Source organism: Spirillospora sp. CA-128828 (assembly GCF_050945415.1).
Lineage (GTDB): Bacteria > Actinomycetota > Actinomycetes > Streptosporangiales > Streptosporangiaceae > Spirillospora.
On sequence record NZ_CP191986.1, the window covers coordinates 6,404,760 to 6,428,603 of the forward strand.

The following is a 23,844-nucleotide window of genomic DNA, read 5'->3' on the forward strand; positions in this document are numbered from 1 at the left end:
CCCATTCTCCGACAACCGAGTAATCCTCAACACGTGTGGAGGGGGGAGCCAGCCGGCATTGCCCTCCAAAGTGATCGCTGCGGCCAGGATCTGCGGAGGCATGCTGGGGCTGCCGTTCGCCGGTGGGATACATGTCCGCGAACATCCCGCCGGGAACAGTGCCCCCGGTCCTCGGCCAAGAACGCGAACAGGCTCCCTGCCGGGAACAGTTCCCGGCAGGTCTTCTACACACCCGGTCCGACCGGCCCCCCGCAACCCATTCCCCATCGCCACCACAGGAGTCTGGCCCCGCCGCTCACGCGGCCGGGCCAGAACCCAAGATCTTCAGCAGCCTCCTAGCAGCGGGCCTCACCTGCCGCTCGGTCAGTGCGCTGGTCTTGCCGCTGTCGGGGCGGGCGGCTTGGCGGCCGCTCGAACTCGGTTGCGCATCAGGTCGTCCTCGTCCTCCCCCTCCGGGGCATCTCGCTGTATGCCAAGGGCCCTGACCACCCGGGGAGATTGCGGTGACGATCGGGCTGGCGTCCACGAAGATGGCCGTCATGGAACCGGTCGCCGGGTGCCTTGCGTGTGATCTTCTTGTTGGCGTTCGTCCTCTTCCAGGAGGTCGTCTTGCGGAGTCGTCGGGTTGGGTTGTTGAGCACTCGGTGGGCCCGCTTGGCCTGGGGACGTTGGTGGTCAAGCCAGTGCGACATGTTGTCCATGTCGCCGAGTTGAACGGTGTCGAGAGCGAGGCTTTGGGCCCGTTGCTGCGGCGGGTAGCTGCCGCGGTGACGGAGGTTGTCCGGCCGGAGCAGGTCTACGTGTGCCTCTGGTCGCATGCGGATGCCGTGCCGGGTCACGTGCATTTCGTGGTCCAGCCTGTGGTGAAGGCGGTCATGGCCCGGTTTCACGCGTGCGGGCCTGCGCTGCAGATGGCAATGTTTCGTGAAGCGGCAGTGCCGGGCGCGAGCGAGGTGGAAGCGTTGTGCCGGCAACTTCGAGCGGTCCTGTCCAGAGGTTGACGGACCGTGAACTGGACCCGAGCCAAATGGTTGTCGTGATCGCTCTCCAGGCATGCTCCCGCGGAGCGTGGTGTGGGACATGAGGACGCTCTTGCTGCCGAGTTCGGCAGGCGTCGGGCATGAACGACTGTCAAGCACGCTGCCGAGGACGCCACCCAGGCGTCGTTAGGATCGGATGCCGGTCCATATAGGGGGACGTCGATGAATCAGTGCGAGAGGCCCACTGACGCTCCCGTGCGTCTCGGGCATGCCGGCGCGTTCGGGTGGCCGCTGACTCGAGCGATCGTCGCGTTCGTGGTTTTCGCGCTCCTTGTTGCGGTCCTGCCGGGCGGCCTGGCGATCCGCAACGCCCATGGTGGGGTCGTTGGACTGCTCACCTGGGCGCTTCTTGTCGTGGGTCTGCTGGTGGTCGTGGTAGCCGGCGTTCTCCTGGCAGTGGGCTGGTGGAACGGCCGGCCGGCCAAGCTCACTCCAGACGGCGTGCGGCTGCCGGGGCGCCGCGCGATGATCCTTTGGTCGGGGGTGGAGCGCTGCGGCGTCCGGGTCGCCGGGCGTAGACGGCTGCTCGCGGCATGGCTGACGCCGCCCGAGCGCGGAACTCCCGGCGACATGCTGTGGCTGGGCGATGTCAGGCGAGCCTCCGTGCCCGAGGAGGATCTGCTGGCGATGGTGCGGGGCTGGACGGAGCTCCCTTGAGTCTCCGCCCCTACTTGGCCCGAAACGAGGAAGCCTCACACCACCGCTGACCCGCGGCATTTCGGATATTTGCAGGTCGAGGGTTGATCGGGACGAATTTTTTTTGGCGCGGTAGAGGCCACTGGTTCAATCCCAGTATCGCCCACCACGTAAGCCCAGGTCACAGCTCCGGCCGCTACCCACCCAGCGCCGTATCGCCCGCATCCAGAAGGATGTGCAGGTACCTCTCGGTGGCGCGCAGGCTGGCGTGGCCCAGCCGTTCCCGCACGATCTGCACATCAACTCCCCGGCCAACACCCGCGAGGCGTGCGCATGCGCAGGCCCTCCACCCGGATTTTTCGCCCGATGCCCGCGGCCCGCACCGCCGGATCCCACACCCGGCGCCGAAACCAATCCCGTGGCGTATGCCCATCAATATCCAGCACCCGGCTCCGGCCCGGCTGATCTTTTCCCTGCGCTCGTCGCACTGTCCGGTACTGCGCGTACGCGCCAATGCGCGCAGCGCCAACGGCCCATCGAATAGCCCGTCAACGTGCCGTGCCGGTAGGTACGGCCGGCGGAGTTCGGCGCCGTCGCCCCCAGGTCGCCACCGTCCGGCAACGTCGGCGGCACCGGACGCGGCGGCTGTGCCGGCGCGGCGAACAACAGGTCCTTCGGCCGTAGGTGGTGCGTGGACGCAAAGTCGGTGATCCGGTGCACCAGCGCCCCACTCATGACCCGGTCCTTGAGCCCGGTGGTGAAGATCGATCACGAGGCACGCCTTGATCTCGTGGGCGGTGCCCTCGTCGATGGGCTTGCGGCGATGAACGGCATCACGCAGGCGGTCGACGACCACCGCAGCAACTCCTTGATCGCTGCGGCCGTTTCCACGACGGTTACCTCGGATCTACTGCCGCTGGTGATCGATCGGATCGCGTGGCGACCCTTCGTCCGGCCAGCACCAGGATGACGATCGACACGGCGCCGAACACGGCGTTGCTCGCCAGGTCGACCGTGAGTGAGCCCCCGCCCTCCGGGCGTGTCGGGAACGCGGTCCACACGTACGTCAGCGTGGCGCCGGCGGCGATGGCGAAGCGGTGCCGCCCGTCCCAGCCGTCCCGCCGCGACCAACGAGACACCAGCGGCACACCGCAGGCGACCACGACGCACCACACCACCACGCCGATCCACTCGTAACATCCGGCAGTGACCAGTGTCGACGGCCCCATGTAGGCGCTGGTCACGGCCAGTGCCGCCCCGCCGACCATCCACGGGGTCGGCGCCCGCCCGCGCACTCTGGGCAGCCGCCGAAGCGGCATCAGGAACGCGAGCACGATGAGCCCGACGATGACGGCCGTGATCCCGATGAGCTGGGTCGGCGAGGCCAGGAAGTGCTCCTCGCTGTAGTTACCGAAGAACACCAGCAACGCGCCGAGCACATAGAACACGGCCGTGATCGTCATTCCGGTGCGGCCCAGCCACGGGCCGCGCTTCTTCGCAAACGCCTCCACAATCGCGATTGGAACGCAAATGCTCCACACTGTGTGGAGCGCCAGGATCGCCTGAGTGAGCTCGACGCTCATCCCGAGCACCGGAATGTAGGAGTCACCGGAGAGATAGTCATGGCCGGCGTAGTCGTCGTTCCAGAGCAACTGGTCGACCGGCCCTTCCTCGATCAGCGCGTACGCCGCGGCCAGCAGCACCATCGTCGGCCACCCTCCGCTGCGCCGCCCCATCTCGCGTACCAGCAGGGCACCGCAGCCGTACAGCGGCGCCAGGAACACACCCAAGGCCAGATCGGGGCCCGTGAGATTTCCCAGCAGGAATTCCCCTACGAACGGGGCCAGCAGAAACAGGCCCAATGCCGGTCCAGGTCGTCGCATGCCCGGAAGGTAACGACGCCACCACCGCCCGCGCGTCGTCCGATGGTCGATCAACCGGTAAACCAAGGTCGTCCGCGACCACTGCGGAAGATCGCTTCGCCCTCTCCCCCACCCCCTGGGATGGTGCCCGCCCCCATCGTCGCCGGTGCGCCCCCGCCCCTGGCCGCGCAGGACGCCGCTGCACGTCCGGGCGGTAGTATCTGCCGACCTGATCGCGCATCTCATCCTTGCCGGACACGTTCCTGCGTCCGTCGATCCGTGCGGTGATGCGCAAGCACGCGTCTCGCAGCCCCATGGCGGTCGGATTGCGCCGATCTTCACGATGAGACCGCATGCAGCACGTCGGCCCCGGTCCCCGTACGGGACAAGCGGGACCCCTTGCCGGCGAGGGCCGGCCGTCCTTGCAGTGGGATGTGGCGGGTTCAGTCGGAGTCCTCGCCGGAACCACCGGCCATCCACCGGTTCAGCTTTTCGAGTCCGCTACGCACGTCCAAGGAGGGCTGCTCGGCAGCCGCCTGGCGCCGGGCCTGCCGATACACCTGCGCCGGCGATACCGCAGCGGCCCGTTCCACCGCAGAGCTCGGCGCCCGGCTTTCCGTCAAGTCTGGCGCCTGGCTTTGCACCGGGCCTTCCATCTGGCCTTCCGCCGGATCTGGCGCGTGCTGCCCGGCGGAGGCTCCCGTGCCTATCAGCGCTGCCGTCCGCGTTCGTGCTCGGAGACCCCCCCGCGGGGGATGACCGGGACGGACACCGAGCACGTTGTCGATCTCCGCAGCGGTCAAGGGCCCATCGGCTGCGGCCGCTGCCGAGAGGACTTCGGCGTAGAGTTCGATCTCATCGAGTGCCACTCGATCATGAACGCGGAGGTCGAGGTCCTTTTCCCTCATGACGCCTCCTCCCCGAGATCGTTCTCACTGTCACAAGCATCCTCGGGGCCGTCCAAGAACGGGACGGCAGAACCCACCTGTTCGACCAGTTCGTCCCGCGCGATCTTCAGATGCCACCGCACCGTGGCCGATGCGACGCCCAGCCAGTCGGCTATCTCACGGGTGCTCCACTCCTCGTTCCAGCGCAGGAAGGCCACACGCTGCCGGGTCGTAGGCATCCGCTCAATGGCCGACCAGCATTTCCGCAACGCCAGCGTGGACAAGACCTGGCTGAATGGCTCTGCTGCCGGATGGCCGTGCTCTGCGGGATCGGCGTCGGGCTGCACGCGCCGGTTACGACGCCACTCATCGATCGCCTTGTTCCGCACGACCCGGAACAGCCACTGACGCCGACGCTCGGCATCCAGAGCGGCGAGCTTGTCCCAGCACACCGCGGCCTCCTGAAACGCCACCTGCACTAGGTCCTCGGCACGCGCAGGGTCCACCTGCGGAAGCGTGCAGGCATACCCGAACAACGCCTGCGCGGTCTGCACGTACAGCTTCCCCACTTCATCGGCGTGCTCGGGGGGAATGGCGCCGGTCACCCACTGTCCCGTGCCCGGGAGCGGCGCGGCCGCCCACCCAGCGTGACCTTCATCGTCTGCTCCCCCGGACGATCACTTTGCACGACCACCGTGCCCGGCGGCGCGTCGGCCATCAAAGCAGCAAAGGTCTGGCGCCGCTGCCACTCGACGAGGATCCGCATGGCTCCGCTCACCACCAGGATCGCGACCACCATCGCTGCGGCCCGCCAGGAGAGCACCCCCGACATCACACCGCCTGCCACCGTTGTCCCCCACACTCCCGCACCGGGGGTTCTCATTGCCGCCACACCGCTACCTCGCACCAGACCGCACAACCGTTTGGCCGCCGAGCGCGGAGACGTCGGCAGCACAAGACCAGACCGCCCAGATCACCCGCGCACTCGGCGGGGAGGGCGCGGGACCAAGGCGGAGGACGACCTCACCACGAACGTCACCGGCCAAAGCCAGACGGGCCGTCCCTCACGCGGGCCACGAGCGACACCGCGGTCGGGTAGGCGCGGGTCGACACCGGCGGCGCAAGGTGGGAAAACGCCACCTCACCGACACACAAACGTTGCTGCTTCTCGCGTCGCAACCCGACGGCTCGGGCTGCAGCGCGCGGTCGGTCCGATCTACCAGCTCCGCCACGTCGAACTCCAAGGCCATCTGGCGGCCACTTACCAGACCCTGTCCTGAAGGGCGCCAGTCAGTGCGCGGCGCGGAGCCCGAGAGCCTCTTTGTAGTCGTCGGCGTGGAGGTCGAAGATCGTTTCGACGGTGCCGATTCGGTTCGTTCAGGCCGCCACCGACACCCAGGCGGTGCCCGTGGTCATGCACGTTGCGGGACCGCCGCGTTGGTCCTGCCGGATACCGCGGCCGAGCGGCCTCCGGCTGCCACGCCACCAAGATCCCAACTGAAACCCACCTATCGGAGGCCGCCTTCCTGTGAATGCGCACGGGCGGTCTTCCTGTCTCGTATGTCACATCAGCCGGATTCACTCCCTTCGGTGTCACATCTGCCGATCTTGGCACGTCGCATGTGTACCGGAACCAAATCGGGGAGTGGAGCCAATGCAGGGACAAACCCGCTGGGTGGGCCGGTGGTCACGACAGGCACGGACCGATCATTGGTCGTTCCTGTTCGCCCAGCTCGCCATTTACTCGTTCCTGGTGCTCATCGCCACGGGTGCGTTCCTGACCGTGTTCTTCGACCCCGACATGACGCAGGTCGCCTATGACGGCTCGTACGCGCCGCTGCGGGGCGTTCCGGTCAGCGAGGCGTACGCGTCGACGCTCGACATCAGCCTCGACGTGCGCGGCGGGCTGCTGATGCGGCAGATCCACCACTGGGCCGCGCTGATCTTCGTCGCCTCGATCGCCCTGCAACTGCTGCGGCTGTTCTTCACCGGCGCGTTCCGCCGCCCACGCGGTCTCAACTGGCTGATCTGGGTGACCGTACTGGTGCTGGGCATGGTGACGGCCTGGACCGGCACGATCTTGCCGGACGACATGTTGTCCGGCGGCAGCCTCGGGCTTCTCCAGGGCGTGACCCAGGCGATCCCGCTGGTCGGCACCAGTCTGACGTTCTTGATCTTCGGCGATGAGTTCCCGGGCGAGGAGATCATTCCCCGGCTCTACTGGCTGCACATCCTGGTGCTCCCAGCGGTCCTGGCCGGCCTGTTCGTGCTCCGCCACAGGCTCGTCCGCAACCATGGCCACACCCGTTTCCCCGACACCTTCTCAGGACGTGCGTCGCGCGGCTCAGCGGTGGCGCTTCTGCTGGCAACCTGCGGGGTCCTCGCACTCATCGGCACATTCGCGCAGATCAACCCGATCTGGCAGTACGGCCCGTACCGGCCCGGGGACACCACCGCCGGAGCGGTGCCAGGCTGGTACATGGGCTTCCTGGACGGAGCCGTGCGGATCATGCCGGGCTGGGAACTCAGCGTGGCCGGTCACCCGGTCACCCTCGCGGTGCTGGTTCCCGCGCTCCTGATGCCGGGGGCGTTCTTCACCCTCCTGGCGGCCTATCCCCTGATCGAACGGCGGCTTACCGGCGATCGCGGCATCCACCACGTCCTAGACCGTCCCCGCGACGCGGCGACCCGCACCGCGGTGGGCGCGGCCGGCATCGCCTTCTATGGACTGCTGTGGGCCGCGGCCGCCAACGACCAGATCGCACGCGACTTCCACCTGTCCTTGTACGACGTCACCTGGTTCTTCCGGGTGGCCATCTTCGCCGGACCACCGCTCGCCTACGCCGTCACCCGGTGGATCTGCCTTGGATTGACCTACCGGGAGCAGAAGGAGTCCGAGCACGGCCGCGAGACCGGACGGATCCTGATGAGCCCGGACGGCGGCTTCAGCGAGATTCACGAAGCCCCGCACAGCCCCCGCGAACTGACGCACTGACCAGAAAGGGATGACATGAAGCGCAACCGACTACGCAAACATGTCGCGCGGATGTTCCGGGGCGCCCCCGAGCGTCCTGCCACAGACTCCGGCGACGAGGAGGGCGTGTTCCCCAACACCGTCAAGCTGACCTCGGTCGATCTGGCTCAGCTGCTAAAAGACGGGACCCTCGGCTTGAACTAAGAGCATGTCCTATGTGGTGATCTGAGCGAGCTTCTTGTAGGTCGTCCGAGCCGTTCCGAGGTGTCGATGCCACGTCGTCCAACAGCCGTCAGACGCGCGGCGACTGAATACTTCAGGGCATCGGTCGCCGGCGCCCGCGAAGCCGGCGAATGGGCAGCACCCGGTGTCTTTGGCGCCCTTGCCGATGCCGCCGCACAGCTGGCGCGTTGCCTTGTCTGGAGCTTCCGGTACGGTCACATACGTCCGGTGTGAAGCCCGGACCCGTCCGCGTGTGTACGCGGACGTGCCAATCGAAACCGGAGGTGGCGTTCATGTTGGACGACTACTGGCTCCTTGACCTGGAAGGTGAGGGGGCGCAGGCACGGCTTGCCGTGCTGGACCTCAGCCAGGCGAAACTGCCTGGGCTGGAGTACATCCACCGGATTCACGGAAGCGGCCGTCCCAAGACGCTGCCGCCCGCGCGGGCGGCCGGCAAGTCCGCCAGGGCCCTCATCGAGGGGTTGCGGATCATGCGCGCCGGCGTCGGGTGGTCCGGTGTCAGGCTCAGTCGGCCTGGCCGGGATGAGCAGGTCTACGCCGAGCTGTCGAGTCGGCAGAGCGGCAGGCAGCATGTGGCCGTCTTGGGCCGGCCCGATGCGGTGGCGGCCAGGCTCGCGCAGGACGGCGCGTCCTTCGAGGACAGGCTGACCGTCGTGACCGACGCCGTGACGTTCCAAGACGTCCCGCTGCTGACAGCAGGGAAGTGGTCATTCGCCACGAGGGAGGCGATGCACCGCCATACGGCGATCATCGCCATGCTCTGCACCGCCCGTGGGCGGTCCGGGGGGGTGCCGGGTGCCATGCATGTCGTGATCTCCTCGGAGTTCGGGCGGGTCTTGCGCAAACTGGACGCACCCCGGCAGGGCGATCTCGTCGCACGACTGCGCCGGCTGGTCAAGGCTGCCGATCGTCACGACGAGTTCGTGGAGGGGTACTTCCGTGAGCTGCTGGCGGCGAAGGCCAACTACCGTCCCATGGGCGACCTCTACGGGGGGCTGACGGTGGTCGGCGCCTCGGCGGACGAGCCCATCCGCAGGTACGTCCTCGACTGCCTGGCGCAGGACCGGAAGCCGGTCCTGGAGCAGCTGGTCCAGGACCTCCGCGGGGCCACCGAATCGGGGTGGCCGACGGCGCTGGAGTGGCAGGTCCCCGGAACCTTCGGGGACCTGGTCGCCATGTCACGGACGCTGACCCTGACCGCCGAGGCCGAACGGGCCCCGGTCGTCGCGGTCAGCGATTCACCCGACGCGGAGACCGCGATCGGCATGAGCGAGGACTTCACCGACAGGGAACTCCCGCTCGCGCTCGTCTCCTCGCTGCCCAAGGTCCTCGGAGGATCTGGTCCCGGCCCGTTCATCCCCGGCGACTTCACTCCGAAGGACCGCATCTGGATCTCCCCAACCGAGGAAGGGATCGATCCCAAGCAGTCATGGTCGACCCCCCGGGGCGTCCTGACAACCATCCACTAGGCCGCCTGATCGGTGCGGCCCGGTCCAACTGGTGCCCGGTGGGACGGCGTGACGCCGTCCCACCGGGGCACCACCTTTTCCAGGACTCCATGTCAGGCCGTCCACCGCCATGCGCCTCGGCGAGCTCCACCAACCGTCCGCCATAAGTCAGCACAAGCCGGGGCAATGCCTGCAGCACCCGCACCTCATCATCCGGCATGCTCATCCCGCTCCGCCTGCCCAGTGCCGCCGGGCTCCTCACCGCCGGCCTCGGCGGTGGCGGCGGCGTTCAGGCGGTGAGGCGGTCCCAGGCCGCGTCGATGGTGACGGCGAGCATCTCGAACTGGCCCCGCATGTCGAAGCTCCCGGGATCGAGCTGGTAGGCCAGGAAGAGCCCGTCGGCGGCGGCGAGCGTGAACGCGGCCAGCTTGCGGGCGACGGCCTTGCGTTCGGCGGCCGGCGCGTCGGCGAGCATCTCCTGGAACTCCCCGGCCGCGAACGCCAGGACCTCGTCGCGGATGTCGACGAACAGCTGGCGCGCCTTGGCCTCGACGGGACGCCGCTCCAGAGTGAGCATCATTCCGAGACGCAGGAACTCCGGCTGGTCGAGCAGGCTCGCCGCGACGGCGGCGGTCATCTCGCGCAGCCGCCCGGCACGGTCCGTCCTCGGATCGCTGGTCATCTCGGCCCCGAGGAGGCGCTCCCGCCACAGGTGGTAGCTGCGCTCGATCACGGCGGCGAGCAGGTCGTCCTTGTCGCGGAAGTGCCAGTAGATCGAGCTGCGGGGCAGACCGGACCGCTGGCTGACCAGGCCGATGCTGGTCCCCTCGTACCCGCGTTCTGCGGCGATCTCGACGGTGGCGTCGAGGATGCGCCGCCGCGACTCCTCGCCGTGCTGCTGGCGGCGCTCGGTCTTCGGGCCCATCCGTGTCCTTCCCGGCCCGCCCTTCGGCGGGGGCGTCGATGTGCGCCCAGTCTCTCAGCCCGGAGCCGCCGGGACCGACCCGCCCGCGGGCGCTCGTCCGGCCGCTCCCGCTTCGTTGACGCCGCCGCCCGGGGCCGCATACGCTCTGGACCAATCGTTCCGGACTGTACCAATCGTTCCATGACCGGGCCAGGGTAGGGAACGGCCAAGGGGAGGATCATGAGCCGCATCGACGTCCATCAGCATCTGCTGCCCGACGCGTACGTCCGGCGGCTGAACGCCGAGGGGATCGCCCAGGCGGGCGGACGCGATCTCCCCGCCTGGAGCGTCGAGGGCGCCATCGCGCTGATGGACGACCATTCGATCGCGACCGGCGTCCTGTCGCTGTCCACGCCCGGCACCCATCTGGGCGACGACGCCCGCGCGCTCGACCTGGCGCGCGAGATCAACGACTTCGGCGCAGAGCTGGTCAAGGACCGTCCCGACCGGTTCGGCCACTTCGCCACCGTTCCGCTGCCGTATGTCGACGGCGCCGTCCAGGAGAGCGTCCGCGCCCTGGACGAGCTTGGAGCCGACGGCGTCGTGCTGCTCGCCAACTCCCGCGGCACCTACCTGGGCGACCCGGCCTTCGACCCGCTCATGGCCGAGCTGGGCCGCCGGTCCGCGGTGGTGCTCGTCCACCCGGCGGAACTGCCCGCACCCGCCGTGCCCGGGCTGCCGCCGTTCGCCGCCGACTTCCTGCTGGACACCACCCGCGCGGCCGCGAACCTGGTCCTGCACGGCATCCCGCGCCGGCATCCCGGCCTGAAGATCATCCTCTCGCACGCGGGCGGGTTCCTGCCCTACGCCGCCCACCGCATCGCCGTCACCCTCGTCGGCCAGGGGCACGACCCCGGCGAGGTGTTCGAGGACCTGGCCTCCTTCTACTTCGACACCGCCCTGTCGGGCAGCCCGGCCGCGCTGCCGAGCCTGCTGGCGTTCGCCCGTCCCGGGCACGTCCTCTTCGGCTCCGACTGGCCGTTCGCCCCGGACGCCGCCGTGAAGTACTTCACCGACGGCCTGGACGCCTTCACCGCGGACGATGAGGACTTGCACCAGGCCATCGACTCCGCCAACGCTCTCGCGCTGTTCCCCCGCCTGGCCGGGCACTGATCTACCGGACCGGGAGAGCGAGGGTCTCCGGCTCGTCCCGCTCGGGCTCCGGCTCGGACGGGGCCGGGCGGCGGCCGGGCAGGATCAGGGCGACCAGGACGGTCCCGACGGCCAGGATGATGCCGCCGACCAGGCTGGTGTGCGCGACGGCGTGGGCGAAGGCGCTGTCGGCGGCCATGACGAGGGCGTGGGCCTGCTCGGGCCCGCCCGCCGGGTTCCGGCTCACCTGCTCGGCGACCCCCAGGGCGCCGCCGATGGAGTCCTGGGCGGTGGCCAGGGCCGCGGGCGGCAGGTGTCCGGCGAGCGCCCCGCCCAGCTTGTCGCTGTAGGCGGTCGCCAGGACCGACCCCAGGACGGCGATCCCCAGCGAGCCGCCGAACTCCAGGGCGGTGTCGTTGATGCCGCCGCCGACGCCGAGTTCGGCTTCGGGGAACGCGCCCATGATGGTGTCGGTGCACGGTGAGGCGCTGAGCCCGATGGCGACGCCGAGCAGCAGCAGGGTCGGCAGGAAGTCGACGTAGGACGAGCCCGAGTCGACCCTGGTCAGCAGGAAGATCGCGATGGTGCCCAGCACCATGCCGGTCACCACGACGGGCTTCATGCCCAGGCGCGGCGTCAGCCGGCCGGTCAGCACGGCGCCGGCGAACACGGCGGCGGCGAGCGGCAGAAGCCGCGTTCCGGTCTCCAGCGGGCCGTAGCCGAGGACGAACTGCAGGTGCTGGCTGGCGTAGTAGATGGTGCCGAACGCGCCGAGGAAGAACAGCAGCACGGCGAGCACAGCACCGGTGAACGTCCGGTCACGGAACATGCCCAGGTTCAGCAGCGGACGCGGGTGGCGCAGCTCCCGCGCCACGAAGGCGGCCAGCCCGGCGGCGGCGACCACGGCGGCGGTGACGGCGGCGGTGCCCCAGCCGTAGTGCGGGCCCTCGATGATCATGTAGACGAGGGAGCCGACGGTCAGCACCGACAGCAGCCCGCCCATCAGGTCGAGCCGTCCCGTGACCGCGGCCTTGGACGGCGGCACCAGCACCAGCGCGGCGACGGCGGCCACCGCGGCGATGGGCACGTTGATGAGGAACGTCGAGCCCCAGCCGTGGTCCTCCAGCAGCCACCCGGCCAGCAGCGGGCCGGCGGCGATGGCGAGCCCGGAGGTCGCCGACCAGGCGGTGATCGCCCGGGCCCGCTCCCCGCGCGGGAACATGGCGACCAGCAGCGACAGGGTGGCCGGCATGACGACCGCCGCGCCGACGCCCATCATGGCGCGGGCCGCGATGACGGCCGCGGCGCTGTGCGCCAGGCTGCCGGCCACCGAGGCGGCCGCGAAGAGCACGAGGCCGGCGACCAGCGCGCCGCGGCGGCTGTACTTGTCGCCCACCGCGCCCAGCACCAGCATCAGCGCCGCGTACGGGACGGTGTAGCCGTCGATGACCCACTGCAGGTCACTGCTGCTCAGCCCCAGGTCCTTCGTCATGTCGGGCGCGGCGACGAGCAGCGAGGTGTTGGCCATCAGCACCATCAGCAGGCTCAGGCACAGCACCAGGAGGGCCTGCCACCGGCGGGCGTAGGGGGCGTTCATCCGCTCCACCGGCGTGGAGGCGATCAACGACATCGGCGTTCCTTCCGCACGAGCGGGCCGGGAGCCGGCCCACAAAACTTGCTCATTCGTGTGCAAATTTAGTTACGTGCACAGTGATGTGCAAGTATGAGGGGCATGACGAAGCTCACAGGGGGCGCCCCGCAGCGCAGCCACGCGCGTTCCAACCGGGCCCGCATCCTGGCCGCCGCCCGCCGGGAGCTCGGCCGCGACCCGGAGGCGAGCATCGAGGACATCGCCCGCGCCGCCGGTGTGGTGCGCCGCACGCTCTACGGCCACTTCCAGAACCGCCAGATCCTGATCGGGGCACTGGCCGAGGAGGCCGGGCAGGCGGTGGAGCAGGCGTTCACCGAGGCGCGGCGTCCGGGCGCGGATCCCGCCACGGCGATGGCGCGGATGACACTGGCGGTCTGGGGGGTCGGGGACCGCTACCGCATGCTGATCTCGCTCGCGCGCCGGGACCTGGGCGAGGAGGGTGTCCGCGCCGTCCTCAGCCCGGCCCGGGAGGAGACGATCTCGATCCTGCGGCGCGGCCAGGAGGAGGGCGTCTTCGCCCGCCACCTGCCCGTGCCCGTCCTCGCCCAGGCACTGGAGGCGTTCCTGCTGAGCCTCGTCGAGAACAGCGGCAGCCCCGGCTGGACCGGCGACACGGCGGAGCCCGCCGCGACCGCCGCTCTCGTCGCCGCCGGGATCGCCCCCGCCGAGGCCGCTCGCCGCGTCCGCACGATCCTCGACGAGGACGGCCGGACCCCGGCGTAGCCCTCCTACCCGGTGCCGTCGCTGCGCCCGGCCTCGGCGAGACCGGGGAGCGGACGCCGGTAGATCTCGCGCGCCTCGCCGGCCGGGAGGCCGAGCATGCGCAGAAGGTCCTCGGTGACCTGGTCGGTGGCTTCGGCGTCGTCGCGTTCAGGACGGTCATGGAGCAGACGGCCGAGGCACAGCGCCGCGCCCGCCACGGTGACCATGGCGAGTTCAGGGTCACGCACGCTGAACCGGCCGGCGCGGACACCGGCCTCGATGTCGCGCCGGGCGCGCGGGGCGAGGCCCCTGTGGGACGTGGCCAGTTCCAGGCCGTTGTTGAGCAGGACCTTGCTGAAGCCGGGCGACCTCCTGCGCCGCGCGGTGGCGCCGCGGCTGCGTCTCGTCCCGGGCCTCAGGGAATAGATCACGAACAGCGCGACCCCGGCGCTGCGCCGCTCCGGCCTGATGGCGCGGAGCCGTCCCGGCCGCGCCCTGGCGGGCCGGCTGTGCCCGAACGCGCCGCTGGACGGCGGCCGCCGGTTCGACGACGTGGCCGCGGGCCGGTTCGCGATCGTCACAGCCACCGAACCGTCCGCCGGGCAGCGGGCCGAGATCGAGCGGCGCGGGGCAGTGGTGATCACCACCGGGCCGGGTGACGCACTGGACCACTGGCTGAGGCGAGGCCGCGTGGGCGCCGCCATCGTCCGGCCCGACGGCACGGTCCTGCGCGCCGGGCGGCTCTCCGCGCTCCACACCGCCGTGCCCGCTTTCGGGGCGATGGCGTGAAAGGCGGCGAAAGCCGTCTTGACCCTGTCGAAGCGCTTCGATCATCCTCCTCGGACACGCCGCATCCCCGAGGAGGCTCCGATGCGAAGACACCGCCCCCGCCTCATGGCGACCGCCGTGACCGCGCTGACGCTGGCCATCACGTCCTTCACCGCGCCCGCTTCGGCGGCCGCGCCCGCGACCCCCCGCGCGGCGGCCTACAGCTGGCGGAACGTGCAGATCGCGGGCGGCGGTTTCGTCCCGGGGATCGTGTTCAGCCGCAAGGAGCACAACCTGATCTACGCCCGCACCGACATCGGCGGCGCCTACCGGTGGGACCAGGCCGCCCGGCGCTGGACCCCGCTCCTGGACTGGGTGGGCTGGGACAAGTGGGGCTACAACGGCGTGGTCAGCCTCGCCGCCGACCCGGTGGACGCCGACCGGGTGTACGCCGCCGCCGGGATGTACACCAACGCCTGGGACCCGAACAACGGGGCGATCCTGCGGTCCGCCGACAGGGGACGGACCTGGCAGGTCACGCAGCTGCCGTTCAAGCTCGGCGGGAACATGCCAGGGCGCGGCATGGGCGAGCGGCTGGCCGTCGACCCCGGCGACGACCGCGTCCTGTACTTCGGCGCCCCAGAGGGCAACGGCCTGTGGCGAAGCACCGACCGGGGAGCGACCTGGGCGAAGGTCTCCGCCTTCCCCAACCCCGGGAACTACTCCGACGACCCGTCCGACTCCAGCGGCTACGGCAGTCACCGGCCCGGCGTCGTGTGGGTGACGTTCGACGAGAGCACCGCGACGTCCGGAACACCGACGCGCACCATCTACGCGGGTGTGGCCGACAAGGACAACACCGTCTACCGCAGCACCGACGCCGGCGCCTCCTGGCAACGCGTGCCGGGGCAGCCGACCGGCTACATCGCGCACAAGGGCGTGCTGGACGCCGCCGGCCACGCGCTCTACATCGCCACGAGCGACACCGCCGGCCCGTACAACGGCGCCAAGGGAGACGTGTGGAAGTACGACACCCGGGCGTCCACCTGGACACGCGTCAGTCCGGTGCCGTCCACGAGCTCCGACGCGTACTACGGCTACAGCGGCCTGACCATCGACCGGCAGCACCCGAACACGCTCATGGTCGCCACGCAGATCTCCTGGTGGCCGGACGTCGTCTTCTTCCGCAGCACCGACGCGGGCCAGACCTGGACCCGGGTCTGGGACTGGACGAGCTACCCGAACCGCAGCCTCCGCTACAAGCTGGACATCTCGGCCGTCCCCTGGCTGACCTTCGGCCAGAACCCGGCCCCGCCCGAAGCCACCCCCAAGCTCGGCTGGATGACCGAGTCCGTCGAGATCGACCCGTTCAGCTCCGACCGCATGATGTACGGGACGGGCGCCACGATCTACGGGACCGAGAACCTCACCCAGTGGGACGGCGGCGGGCAGTTCACGATCAAGCCCATGGTGACCGGGCTCGAAGAGACGGCCGTCCTCGACCTCGTCAGCCCGCCCTCCGGAGCACCGCTGGTCAGCGGCCTCGGCGACATCGGCGGCTTCCGTCACGACGACCTGAACGCCGTGCCCGCCATGATGTTCGTGCGGCCGGGCTTCACCAGCACCACCAGCCTGGACTACGCCGAGAACAATCCGTCGGTGATGGTGCGCGCGGGCAACTTCACCGACTCCGACCGCCCGAACGACAGCCATGTCGCGTTCTCCACCGACGGCGGCGCCAACTGGTTCCAGGGGACCGAGCCCGGTGGCGTCAACAACGGAGGAACCGTCGCGGCGTCCGCGGACGGAGCGCGGTTCGTGTGGGCTCCCGGTGACAGCGGACAGCCCGTGGTCCATTCGACCGGTTTCGGCAACAGCTGGGCGCAGTCCTCGGGCGTGCCGGCCAACGCCCGGATCGAGTCGGACCGCGTGAATCCCCGCAAGTTCTACGCGTTCTCCAACGGACGCCTGTACGTCAGCACCGACGGTGGCCAGACCTTCACCGGCGCCGCCTCCGGCCTCCCATCCTCAGCACACTTCAAGGCAGTGCCCGGACATGAGGGGGACATCTGGCTGGCAGGCGACACCGGCCTCTTCCGTTCCACGGACTCGGGCGCCACGTTCACCAAGCTGCCCTCGGCCGCCAAGGCGGTGAACGTCGGCTTCGGCAAGGCCGCCCCGGGCCGGTCCTACCAGGCGATCTACACGGTCGCCACGATCGGCGGCGTCACGGGCGTGTTCCGCTCCGACGACACCGGCCAGACGTGGGTCCGCGTCAACGACGACCAGCACCAGTACGGCAACATGGGCGAGGCCCTGACCGGCGACCCCCGCGTCTACGGCCGCGTCTACCTCGGCACCAACGGCCGCGGGATCATCTACGGCGACACCTCCGGCTGACGCGGCCCGGCGGGTCCACTCCCCTGGGCCCGCCGGGCACATAGGCTGTCGTCGCGTGCCAGCGGCGAAGGACGACCGGGAGGACCTCATGACGGCGGCAGTGGACCCGGATCGGTCGGAGTGGGATGTCATCGTCCTCGGCGGAGCCGCCGCGGGCGAGAACGCCGCCCAGTACGCGAGCCAGTTCTCCGGCCTGTCCTCGGTGCTCGTGGAGGACCGGCTCCTCGGCGGGGAGTGCTCCTACTGGGCGTGCATGCCCAGTAAGGCGCTCCTCCGGCCCGTGGAGGTGGTGGACGCGGCGGCCCATCTGCCCGGCGTGTCCGCGCGACTGGATCCCGCCGGCGTCCTCGCCCGGCGCGACGTCGTGATCAACGGACTGGACGACGCCTCCCAGGTCGCGTGGGCGCTGGACACCGGGATCGACGTGGTCCGCGGCTACGGGCGGCTGGCGGGCGACCGCACGATCGCGGTGAGCCGTCCGGACGGTTCGGTCAGGACGCTCACCGCCCGGCATGCCGTCGTCATCGACACCGGTTCCTGCCCGGCCGTACCGGACGTTCCAGGCCTGCGCGCCGCGCTGCCCTGGACCTCACGCGACGTGACGACGATGCACGAGGTGCCGCGCCGCGTGGCCGTCCTGGGCGGCGGCGTGGTCGCCTGCGAGGCGGCCACCTGGCTGCGCGGGCTGGGAGCCGAGGTGACGCTCGTCCATCGGGGCGAGCGGCTGCTGGCCCGCAACGAGCCGTTCGCGGGCGACCTCGTCGGCGAGGAGCTGCGGGAGTCGGGCGTGCGGCTGCGCCTCGGACGCACGATGTCCCAGGTGAAGCGGTCCGACATCCGTGACACGGGCGAGGGCCGCGTGCACGGCGGCGAGGTGAGCGTGACCCTCGACGACGGCACCGCCGTCGTCGCCGACGAGGTCGTCGTGGCGACCGGCCGCACCCCGAACACCGGCGACATCGGGCTGGAGACCGTCGGCCTGTCCCCCGGCGGGTACCTCGACGTCGACGACCAGCAGGGCGTCCGGGGCATCGACGGCACCTGGCTGTACGCCATCGGCGACGTGTGCGGCCGCGCGCTCCTCACCCACATGGGCAAGTACCAGGCCCGCATCGCGGGCGAGGTCATCGCGGCACGGGCCGCCGGGTCGGCCGACCTGCCGTCCGCCGCGGCCGGGCACGTCGGGGCGCCGCAGGTCGTGTTCACCAGCCCCGAGGTCGGCAGCGCCGGCCTCACCGAACGGCAGGCGCGGGAGGCGGGCCTCGACGTCGAGGTGGTCGAGTACGACCTCGGCGCGCTCGCCGGGACCTATGTCATGCGCGCCGACTACCGCGGCCGCGCGAAGCTCGTCGTCGACCGGGCCGCCGACGTCCTCGTGGGCGCCACGTTCGCCGGCGCCGGGATCGCCGACCTCGTGCACTCGGCGACCGTGGCCATCGTCGGACGCGTTCCGCTGTCCACCCTGTGGCACGTCGTGCCCAGCTACCCCACCGCCAGCGAGATCTGGCTCCGCCTGCTGGAGACGCTGCGCACGCAACGGCACGCCGGCCGGTAGCCGCTCGGACCGACGAAGCGAGGCCGAATGCGTTCTCGGCGGCTGGCCGCGATCGTGATCACGCTGATCGCGCTCGGCGTGCTCGCCGGGTGCGGCGGCGGGGCGCCGGTCCGGGAGCAGCGCGCCCGGGTCGAGGTCGCCGTCCTCGACGACGGGGACGCCCGCGTCGACCTGTACGCGGCGGGACGGCTCCGCTCGGACGCCGAGGTGCGTGCGCTCGCCGCCCGGATCGGCCGGGAGCTGTTCCCCGGCGCCGGAAACGTCCGCGTCGGCACGCGGAAAGGGCGCGGTGTGCCGTTCGCCCGGGCCGAGATCGATCGCGCCTACCGGACGGGACGCCGGCCGGTCATGCGGATCGACGCCTCCGGCGCGTTGCGCGAACTCACCGCATGGGGGTTTCACGACACGGCCATGAAACTGCGGCTGCCGCCGGTTTCGGCCACGGTGCGCCCGGATTCGCCCGGACATCGACTGTGGCACCTGCGCAAGGGCGACCCGGCTCCGGTCGTGGACATCGAGATGAGGCCGGAGCCGGGACACTGGTTCGCCGTCATGGCGCTGCCGGTGCTCGGGGCGCTCGGCGTCGCGCTGGGCTTCTTCGTCCGGCGCCGCGTCATCGCCCTTCCGGCGGCCGCGCTCGCCGTCTGCGCCGCGATCCTCGCGGTGCCGCTCTCGGCGGGACGGCCGGGGGCCGACCTCGGCGTCGCCGGGCTGCTCGGCGGGACGGCGCTGGACGTGGCGTCCGTCGCCCCGCTGACGGCCGTCTCGCTCGGTCTCCCGGCCGCGATGCTCCTCGTCACGGTGGCCGTCCGGCGGCTCGGCGGCCCGGCCGGCCGGTACGGGCCCGAGACGCGGCCGCGGGACACCGGCGTCTTCTGGTGACCGTGCGCCCCCCCGATCTCGCGGACCCGGACGGCGCACTCGCCCAGGGTCGATTGATCGTAAACTGAGGGTCATGTCCGGCGATCGTCCCTCGTGCACGTGCGTGATCTGCCGTGACTACGGCGACCGCGGCAGCCTGGACAACTTCCAGCTCCGCACGATCGTGCACATCACGCAGTACGGATGGAGCGTCGTCCTCGTCCACCCGGACGACGAAGGGCCCGGATGGGCGTACACGGTGGGGCTCTGGCACAGCCACCGGGCGCCCGAGCTGGCGATGTTCGGCGGGGACGTGTACGAGACGGAGGAGATCCTCAACAGGCTCGGCCGGGAGACCGCCGAGGGACGCGGCCCGGCGGACGGCGAGCGCCACGACGGCGTCGTCCGAGGGCAGCAGGCGGCCTTCCGGGACGTCGACCCGCACTGGTACGACGGGATGTTCGGCGGCGCGGTCGCGTTCTACCGGCGCCCCCCGCTGCCGGTCCTCCAGGTCGTCTGGCCGAACCCGCAGGGCCTGTTCCCCTGGCAGCCGGGCACCGAACTGCCGTTCCGGCACTCCCAGCCGTGGCTGTGGCTCGACCCGAAACAGCACCCCGACGGCGCCTGGACCAGAAGGCTCTCCGACAAACGCGCCGAGTGGCGCCTCTGACCTGCACTTTCACCTCCTAGTCGGGTGCCAGGGCATACGATCGGCGGGTGTACGGGCCGATCGCCGAGACCATCCGCACCCAGCGGCTCGTCCTGGAGCCGCTGGCGGTCCATCACGCGGACGAGATGGCCCCCGTCCTGGACGACCCGCGCCTGCACCGCCACATCGGCGGCGAGCCCCTCTCGCGGGACGAGCTCCACGCCCGCTACGCGCATCTCGTCGCGGGCCCGGCCCCCTTCCACCAGGAGTACTGGCTGAACTGGATCGTCCGCCGGGTCCGGGACGGGCAGGCCGTCGGCTACGTCCAGGCGACGGTCACGCCCGCGGCACCGGGGTTCACGGTGACGCCCGCGTCCGCCGGGTCGACGGTCACGCCGGGCCCGCCGCGGCACGTCGCGTCGGTGGCGTGGGTGATCGGCATGCCCTACCAGGGGTTCGGTTTCGCCACCGAGGCCGCCCGCGCGCTGCTGCACTGGCTCCTCGGGCACGGGATCGGGGACGTCGTCGCGACCGTGCACCCGGACAACCGCGCGTCCGAGACCGTCGCGTCCAGGATCGGCCTGCGCCGCACCGGCGAGACCCGCGACGACGAGACCGTCTGGCGCCTCCCCCACGCCACCCCACCATGACACCCTGATGCCGGACGGTCGGGTGATGGGTGGGGGTGGGGGGTGGAGGACGGTGGGTAGGCCACAATCGACGGGCCAGGAACGAAGCGGCCGAGGGGTGGAGAGCATGCGGGAGGTTTGGCCCGGGGATCCCTATCCGCTGGGCGCCACCTGGGACGGCACGGGCACGAACTTCGCGCTGTTCTCGGAGGTCGCCCGGCGGGTCGAGCTGTGCCTGTTCGACGACCGCGGGCGCGAGACGCGGCGCGAGCTGCCCGAGGTGGACGGGTTCGTCTGGCACGGCTACCTGCCCGGCGTCGGCCCCGGCCAGCGGTACGGCTACCGGGTGCACGGGCCGTTCGACCCGCGCGAGGGGCACCGCTGCAACCCGTCCAAGCTGCTGCTCGACCCCTACGGCAAGGCGGTGGAGGGCGATGTCCGCTGGCACGAGTCGCTGTTCTCCTACCGGTTCGCCGACCCCGACGCCCTGAACGAGGACGACAGCGCCCCCTACATGCCGAAGAACGTCGTGGTGAATCCGTTCTTCGACTGGGCGGACGACCGGCCGCCGCGCGTCCCCTACCACGAGAGCGTCATCTACGAGGCGCACGTCAAGGGCCTGACGAAGCTGCACCCCGGCATCCCGGAGGAGCAGCGCGGGACGTACGCGGGCATCGCGCATCCGGTCATGATCGACCATCTGCTGGACCTCGGCGTGACGGCCGTCGAGCTGATGCCGGTGCACCAGTCGGTCCCCGAGCACGCGCTGGTGGCGCGGGGCCTCGACAACTACTGGGGCTACAACACGATCGGGTTCTTCGCGCCGCACAACGCCTACAGCTCGTCCGGGCAGTACGGCGAGCAGGTGCTGGAGTTCAAGGCGATGGTCCGCGCGCTGCACGAGGCGGGCATCGAGGTCATCCTGGACGTCGTCTACAACCACACCGCGGAAGGCGACCACCTGGGCCCGACGCTGTCGTTCCGCGGGATCGACAACGCCTCGTACTACAGGCTGAGGGACGACGACAAGCGCTACCACCTCGACTACACCGGCTGCGGCAACTCGCTGAACGTCCGGAACCCACACGCGCTGCAGCTCATCATGGACTCGCTGCGCTACTGGATCCTGGAGATGCACGTGGACGGGTTCCGCTTCGACCTCGCCTCGGCGCTCGCCCGTGAGCTGCACGACGTCGACCGGCTGGCCGCGTTCTTCGACCTGGTCCAGCAGGACCCGGTCGTCTCCCAGGTGAAGCTCATCGCCGAGCCGTGGGACGTGGGCGAGGGCGGCTACCAGGTCGGCAACTTCCCGCCGCTGTGGACGGAGTGGAACGGCAAGTACCGCGACACCGTCCGCGACTTCTGGCGCGGCTCGTACGCGACCATGCCGGAGTTCGCGTCCCGGCTGACCGGCTCGTCCGACCTGTACGAGCACAGCGCGCGGCGCCCGTTCGCGTCCATCAACTTCGTCACGTGCCACGACGGGTTCACGCTGACCGACCTCGTCTCCTACCACCACAAGCACAACGAGGCCAACGGCGAGAACAACCGGGACGGGACGGACGACAACCGGTCCTGGAACTGCGGAGTGGAAGGCCCCACCCGCGACCCCGCCGTCCTGGAGCTGCGCGCCCGGCAGCGCCGCAACTTCCTCGCCACGCTGTTCCTCTCGCAGGGCGTGCCGATGCTCTCCCACGGGGATGAGCTGGGCCGCACGCAGCAGGGCAACAACAACGCCTACTGCCAGGACAACGAGATCGCCTGGGTCCGCTGGGAGGACTCGGACGACATGGAGTTCGTCCGCATCCTGTCCCGGCTGCGGCGCGACCACCCGGTGTTCCGCCGCCGCCGCTTCTTCACAGGGACGGGCACCGGCGCCGCCGCCGACATCGCCTGGCTCACCCCGGCCGGCGAGACCATGACCGACCAGGACTGGAACGTCGGGTTCGCCAAGTCGCTCGGCGTGTTCCTCAACGGCGACGCCATCACCGAGCCCGACCCGCGGGGCCGCCGCGTCCGGGACGACTCGTTCCTCCTGCTGATCAACGCCGGGTCCGAGCCGGTCGAGTTCACGCTGCCCGGCGCCGAGTACGGCGAACGCTGGGAGTTCACCCTCGACACCGCCGAGCCCGGCACGGCCGGCGAACGTCCCCGCGTCAAGGCCCGCGACGTCGTCCGGGTCACCGGCCGCGCGCTCCTCGTCCTGAAGAGGGGCTCGTGACCGTCACGCGCGGGTGACCTCCATCGCGGTCAGGAACACCAGGACCAGCGTGGTGACCGCGACCGTCCCGTGGACGGCGACCGCCGTGGCGGGGAACGCCTGCTCGGCGCCCCGGGCGTGCCGCCCGCCGCGTCCGACGAGCCAGCGGGTGAACAGCAGGAAGCCCTGCAGGATGACGATCAGCAGGGCCGCGAACGCGACCCAGGCGTACGCGGCGGCCCCGTTGACCAGGTAGGCGATCCAGACGGCCAGGCCCGCGACGGCCGCGAGGGGATGCCCCACCACGACCAGGATCGGGAACCGTGTCACCTTCGTCGAGGCTCCCCCGTTGGCCATCCAAATGATCAGTAGATAACCGCCCGCTAAGGCGGCGAGGATCCACGCCCCCAATGCGGCGAACTCCACCCCCGCTCCTTTCGTGAGAATCTCATCCCCGTCCCCGCCGCATAGTGTCGCCCCCCAACGCTCCCGGCATGACGGATTCGTACAGATTGATGTACGGCCGGTCACTCGGACGGTCAGATCCGCGCCCGGTAACGGGCGAACAGCACGCCCTCGTCCAGATAAAGGGCGGTGGGGTCGAGCGGCACCTCGGCGTCGAGGTCGCCCAAGAGACGGGTGTGACGCGGGCCACCGGAGAGTGCCGGGGCGATGTTGAGGCAGAGTTCGTCCACCAGGGACGCCCTGATGAGCGCGGTCGCCAGGGATGGGCCGCCCTCGCAGAGAAGATGCTCGTACCCGAGGTCCTCGCGGAGCGTTCTGACGGCCTCGTTCAGATCGACGTCGCCTTCGCCTTCTGCGACGACCTGGATGTGGGGCGGCACCTTCTGCCGGACGTCCCGTGACGTCACCACGATGGTGGGTGTCTCGGCGCCGGTGAACAGCGGGAGCGTCCAGTCGAGGTCGAGGGAACGGCTCACGACGACGATGGGCGCCGGGGGCCTGCCGCGGCGCGCGCGCAGATCGTCGCCAAGGCGGGCCGGGCCGAGGCGCCCTGTACGGACGGTTCCGGCGCCGACGAGGATCGCGTCGGTCAACGCCCGGAGGGTGCGGAAGACGCGGAAGTCGGCGGCGCCGCCGAGGCCGTCCGTCCAGCCCTCGGCGTCGGTGACCGAGCCGTCCACGCTCATGACCATGCCCAGCCTGAGCCCGGGCTGGTCGCCGTAGGCGTCGTACGGGTCGACGCCGCCGGCGGCGGGCTCGGGCAGCAGGCGGCGCATGACCTGCACATTATCGAACCCCCTTTCCCCGCCCGTGATGTC

Annotated in this window: 23 protein-coding genes; 14 read left to right on the plus strand and 9 right to left on the minus strand. The window is 70.6% G+C overall.

Features of this window, described 5'->3' with window-relative positions:
• The first annotated feature begins 503 nt into the window (after window positions 1–503).
• The gene (locus ACQPXG_RS30905; protein ID WP_433462653.1) at window positions 504–1,001 is read left to right on the plus strand and encodes an HIT family protein; all 498 of its coding nucleotides are present in this window, start codon (window positions 504–506) and stop codon (window positions 999–1,001) included.
• Between the two features lie 294 nt (window positions 1,002–1,295).
• Window positions 1,296–1,697, plus strand: coding sequence for a hypothetical protein (locus tag ACQPXG_RS30910; RefSeq protein ID WP_433462654.1), 402 nt, complete (start codon window positions 1,296–1,298; stop codon window positions 1,695–1,697).
• 875 nt (window positions 1,698–2,572) lie between these two features.
• Here the strand turns inward: ACQPXG_RS30910 and ACQPXG_RS30915 are convergent.
• The 4 genes from ACQPXG_RS30915 to ACQPXG_RS30930 all read right to left on the minus strand — a co-directional run bounded on the left by ACQPXG_RS30915 (window position 2,573) and on the right by ACQPXG_RS30930 (window position 5,257).
• Window positions 2,573–3,613 carry a hypothetical protein gene (locus ACQPXG_RS30915; RefSeq protein WP_433462655.1) on the minus strand — a complete coding sequence of 347 codons (1,041 nt, stop codon included), beginning with the start codon at window positions 3,611–3,613 and terminating at the stop codon, window positions 2,573–2,575.
• Window positions 3,614–3,981: 368 nt separating this feature from the next.
• Window positions 3,982–4,446, minus strand: coding sequence for a hypothetical protein (locus ACQPXG_RS30920; protein ID WP_433462656.1), 465 nt, complete (start codon window positions 4,444–4,446; stop codon window positions 3,982–3,984).
• A complete protein-coding gene (locus ACQPXG_RS30925) occupies window positions 4,443–5,030 on the minus strand; it encodes an RNA polymerase sigma factor (RefSeq protein ID WP_433462657.1) in 588 nt (195 codons plus the stop codon). Before ACQPXG_RS30925 ends, ACQPXG_RS30920 begins: the two co-directional genes overlap by 4 nt.
• The gene (locus ACQPXG_RS30930; protein WP_433462658.1) at window positions 5,027–5,257 is read right to left on the minus strand and encodes a hypothetical protein; all 231 of its coding nucleotides are present in this window, start codon (window positions 5,255–5,257) and stop codon (window positions 5,027–5,029) included. Before ACQPXG_RS30930 ends, ACQPXG_RS30925 begins: the two co-directional genes overlap by 4 nt.
• 822 nt (window positions 5,258–6,079) lie before the next feature.
• Between ACQPXG_RS30930 and qcrB the strand changes: the two genes are divergently transcribed.
• The 3 genes from qcrB to ACQPXG_RS30945 all read left to right on the plus strand — a co-directional run bounded on the left by qcrB (window position 6,080) and on the right by ACQPXG_RS30945 (window position 9,111).
• Complete coding sequence (qcrB, locus tag ACQPXG_RS30935; protein WP_433462659.1) at window positions 6,080–7,420, plus strand: cytochrome bc1 complex cytochrome b subunit; 1,341 nt, start codon at window positions 6,080–6,082, stop codon at window positions 7,418–7,420.
• Window positions 7,421–7,435: 15 nt separating this feature from the next.
• On the plus strand, window positions 7,436–7,603 hold the full coding sequence (locus ACQPXG_RS30940) for a hypothetical protein (protein WP_433462660.1): 168 nt from the start codon (window positions 7,436–7,438) through the stop codon (window positions 7,601–7,603).
• A gap of 311 nt (window positions 7,604–7,914) precedes the next feature.
• Window positions 7,915–9,111 carry a hypothetical protein gene (locus tag ACQPXG_RS30945; RefSeq protein WP_433462661.1) on the plus strand — a complete coding sequence of 399 codons (1,197 nt, stop codon included), beginning with the start codon at window positions 7,915–7,917 and terminating at the stop codon, window positions 9,109–9,111.
• Between the two features lie 268 nt (window positions 9,112–9,379).
• Here ACQPXG_RS30945 and ACQPXG_RS30950 read toward each other — a convergent pair whose 3' ends face one another.
• Window positions 9,380–10,015, minus strand: a complete 636-nt coding sequence (locus ACQPXG_RS30950; protein ID WP_433462662.1) for a TetR/AcrR family transcriptional regulator — start codon at window positions 10,013–10,015, stop codon at window positions 9,380–9,382.
• A gap of 219 nt (window positions 10,016–10,234) precedes the next feature.
• Between ACQPXG_RS30950 and ACQPXG_RS30955 the strand changes: the two genes are divergently transcribed.
• Window positions 10,235–11,167 carry an amidohydrolase family protein gene (locus ACQPXG_RS30955; RefSeq protein ID WP_433462663.1) on the plus strand — a complete coding sequence of 311 codons (933 nt, stop codon included), beginning with the start codon at window positions 10,235–10,237 and terminating at the stop codon, window positions 11,165–11,167.
• Window position 11,168: 1 nt separating this feature from the next.
• Here the strand turns inward: ACQPXG_RS30955 and ACQPXG_RS30960 are convergent, their stop codons facing one another.
• Window positions 11,169–12,776 (minus strand): MFS transporter, encoded by a 1,608-nt coding sequence (locus ACQPXG_RS30960; RefSeq protein WP_433462664.1) that lies wholly within the window; start codon window positions 12,774–12,776, stop codon window positions 11,169–11,171.
• Window positions 12,777–12,878: 102 nt separating this feature from the next.
• On the opposite strand from ACQPXG_RS30960, the gene ACQPXG_RS30965 reads away from it, so the two are divergent.
• Window positions 12,879–13,520, plus strand: coding sequence for a TetR/AcrR family transcriptional regulator (locus ACQPXG_RS30965; protein WP_433462665.1), 642 nt, complete (start codon window positions 12,879–12,881; stop codon window positions 13,518–13,520).
• Window positions 13,521–13,525: 5 nt separating this feature from the next.
• Here ACQPXG_RS30965 and ACQPXG_RS30970 read toward each other — a convergent pair whose 3' ends face one another.
• Entirely contained in the window at window positions 13,526–13,930 is a 405-nt protein-coding gene (locus tag ACQPXG_RS30970; protein WP_433462666.1) for a hypothetical protein, read from the minus strand.
• 37 nt (window positions 13,931–13,967) lie between these two features.
• Here ACQPXG_RS30970 and ACQPXG_RS30975 point away from each other — a divergent pair, with 37 nt between their 5' ends.
• The 7 genes from ACQPXG_RS30975 (at window position 13,968) to glgX (ending at window position 22,582) form a co-directional block, all read left to right on the plus strand.
• Window positions 13,968–14,288 (plus strand): hypothetical protein, encoded by a 321-nt coding sequence (locus tag ACQPXG_RS30975; protein ID WP_433462667.1) that lies wholly within the window; start codon window positions 13,968–13,970, stop codon window positions 14,286–14,288.
• 81 nt (window positions 14,289–14,369) lie between these two features.
• Complete coding sequence (locus tag ACQPXG_RS30980; RefSeq protein ID WP_433462668.1) at window positions 14,370–16,667, plus strand: xyloglucanase; 2,298 nt, start codon at window positions 14,370–14,372, stop codon at window positions 16,665–16,667.
• Between the two features lie 55 nt (window positions 16,668–16,722).
• Entirely contained in the window at window positions 16,723–18,222 is a 1,500-nt protein-coding gene (locus ACQPXG_RS30985; protein WP_433462669.1) for a dihydrolipoyl dehydrogenase family protein, read from the plus strand.
• A 27-nt stretch (window positions 18,223–18,249) separates the two neighbouring features.
• Entirely contained in the window at window positions 18,250–19,104 is an 855-nt protein-coding gene (locus tag ACQPXG_RS30990) for a hypothetical protein (RefSeq protein WP_433462670.1), read from the plus strand.
• 73 nt (window positions 19,105–19,177) lie between these two features.
• Window positions 19,178–19,753 (plus strand): DUF4262 domain-containing protein, encoded by a 576-nt coding sequence (locus tag ACQPXG_RS30995; RefSeq protein WP_433462671.1) that lies wholly within the window; start codon window positions 19,178–19,180, stop codon window positions 19,751–19,753.
• 47 nt (window positions 19,754–19,800) lie between these two features.
• Window positions 19,801–20,382 carry a GNAT family N-acetyltransferase gene (locus ACQPXG_RS31000; protein ID WP_433462672.1) on the plus strand — a complete coding sequence of 194 codons (582 nt, stop codon included), beginning with the start codon at window positions 19,801–19,803 and terminating at the stop codon, window positions 20,380–20,382.
• Between the two features lie 106 nt (window positions 20,383–20,488).
• Window positions 20,489–22,582, plus strand: coding sequence for a glycogen debranching protein GlgX (glgX, locus tag ACQPXG_RS31005; protein ID WP_433462673.1), 2,094 nt, complete (start codon window positions 20,489–20,491; stop codon window positions 22,580–22,582).
• A gap of 3 nt (window positions 22,583–22,585) precedes the next feature.
• Here the strand turns inward: glgX and ACQPXG_RS31010 are convergent, their stop codons facing one another.
• Together ACQPXG_RS31010 and ACQPXG_RS31015 are read right to left on the minus strand one after the other, a co-directional pair.
• Entirely contained in the window at window positions 22,586–22,891 is a 306-nt protein-coding gene (locus ACQPXG_RS31010) for a hypothetical protein (RefSeq protein WP_433462674.1), read from the minus strand.
• A 209-nt stretch (window positions 22,892–23,100) separates the two neighbouring features.
• Window positions 23,101–23,802, minus strand: coding sequence for a dihydrofolate reductase family protein (locus ACQPXG_RS31015; protein WP_433462675.1), 702 nt, complete (start codon window positions 23,800–23,802; stop codon window positions 23,101–23,103).
• Window positions 23,803–23,844 lie beyond the last annotated feature (42 nt).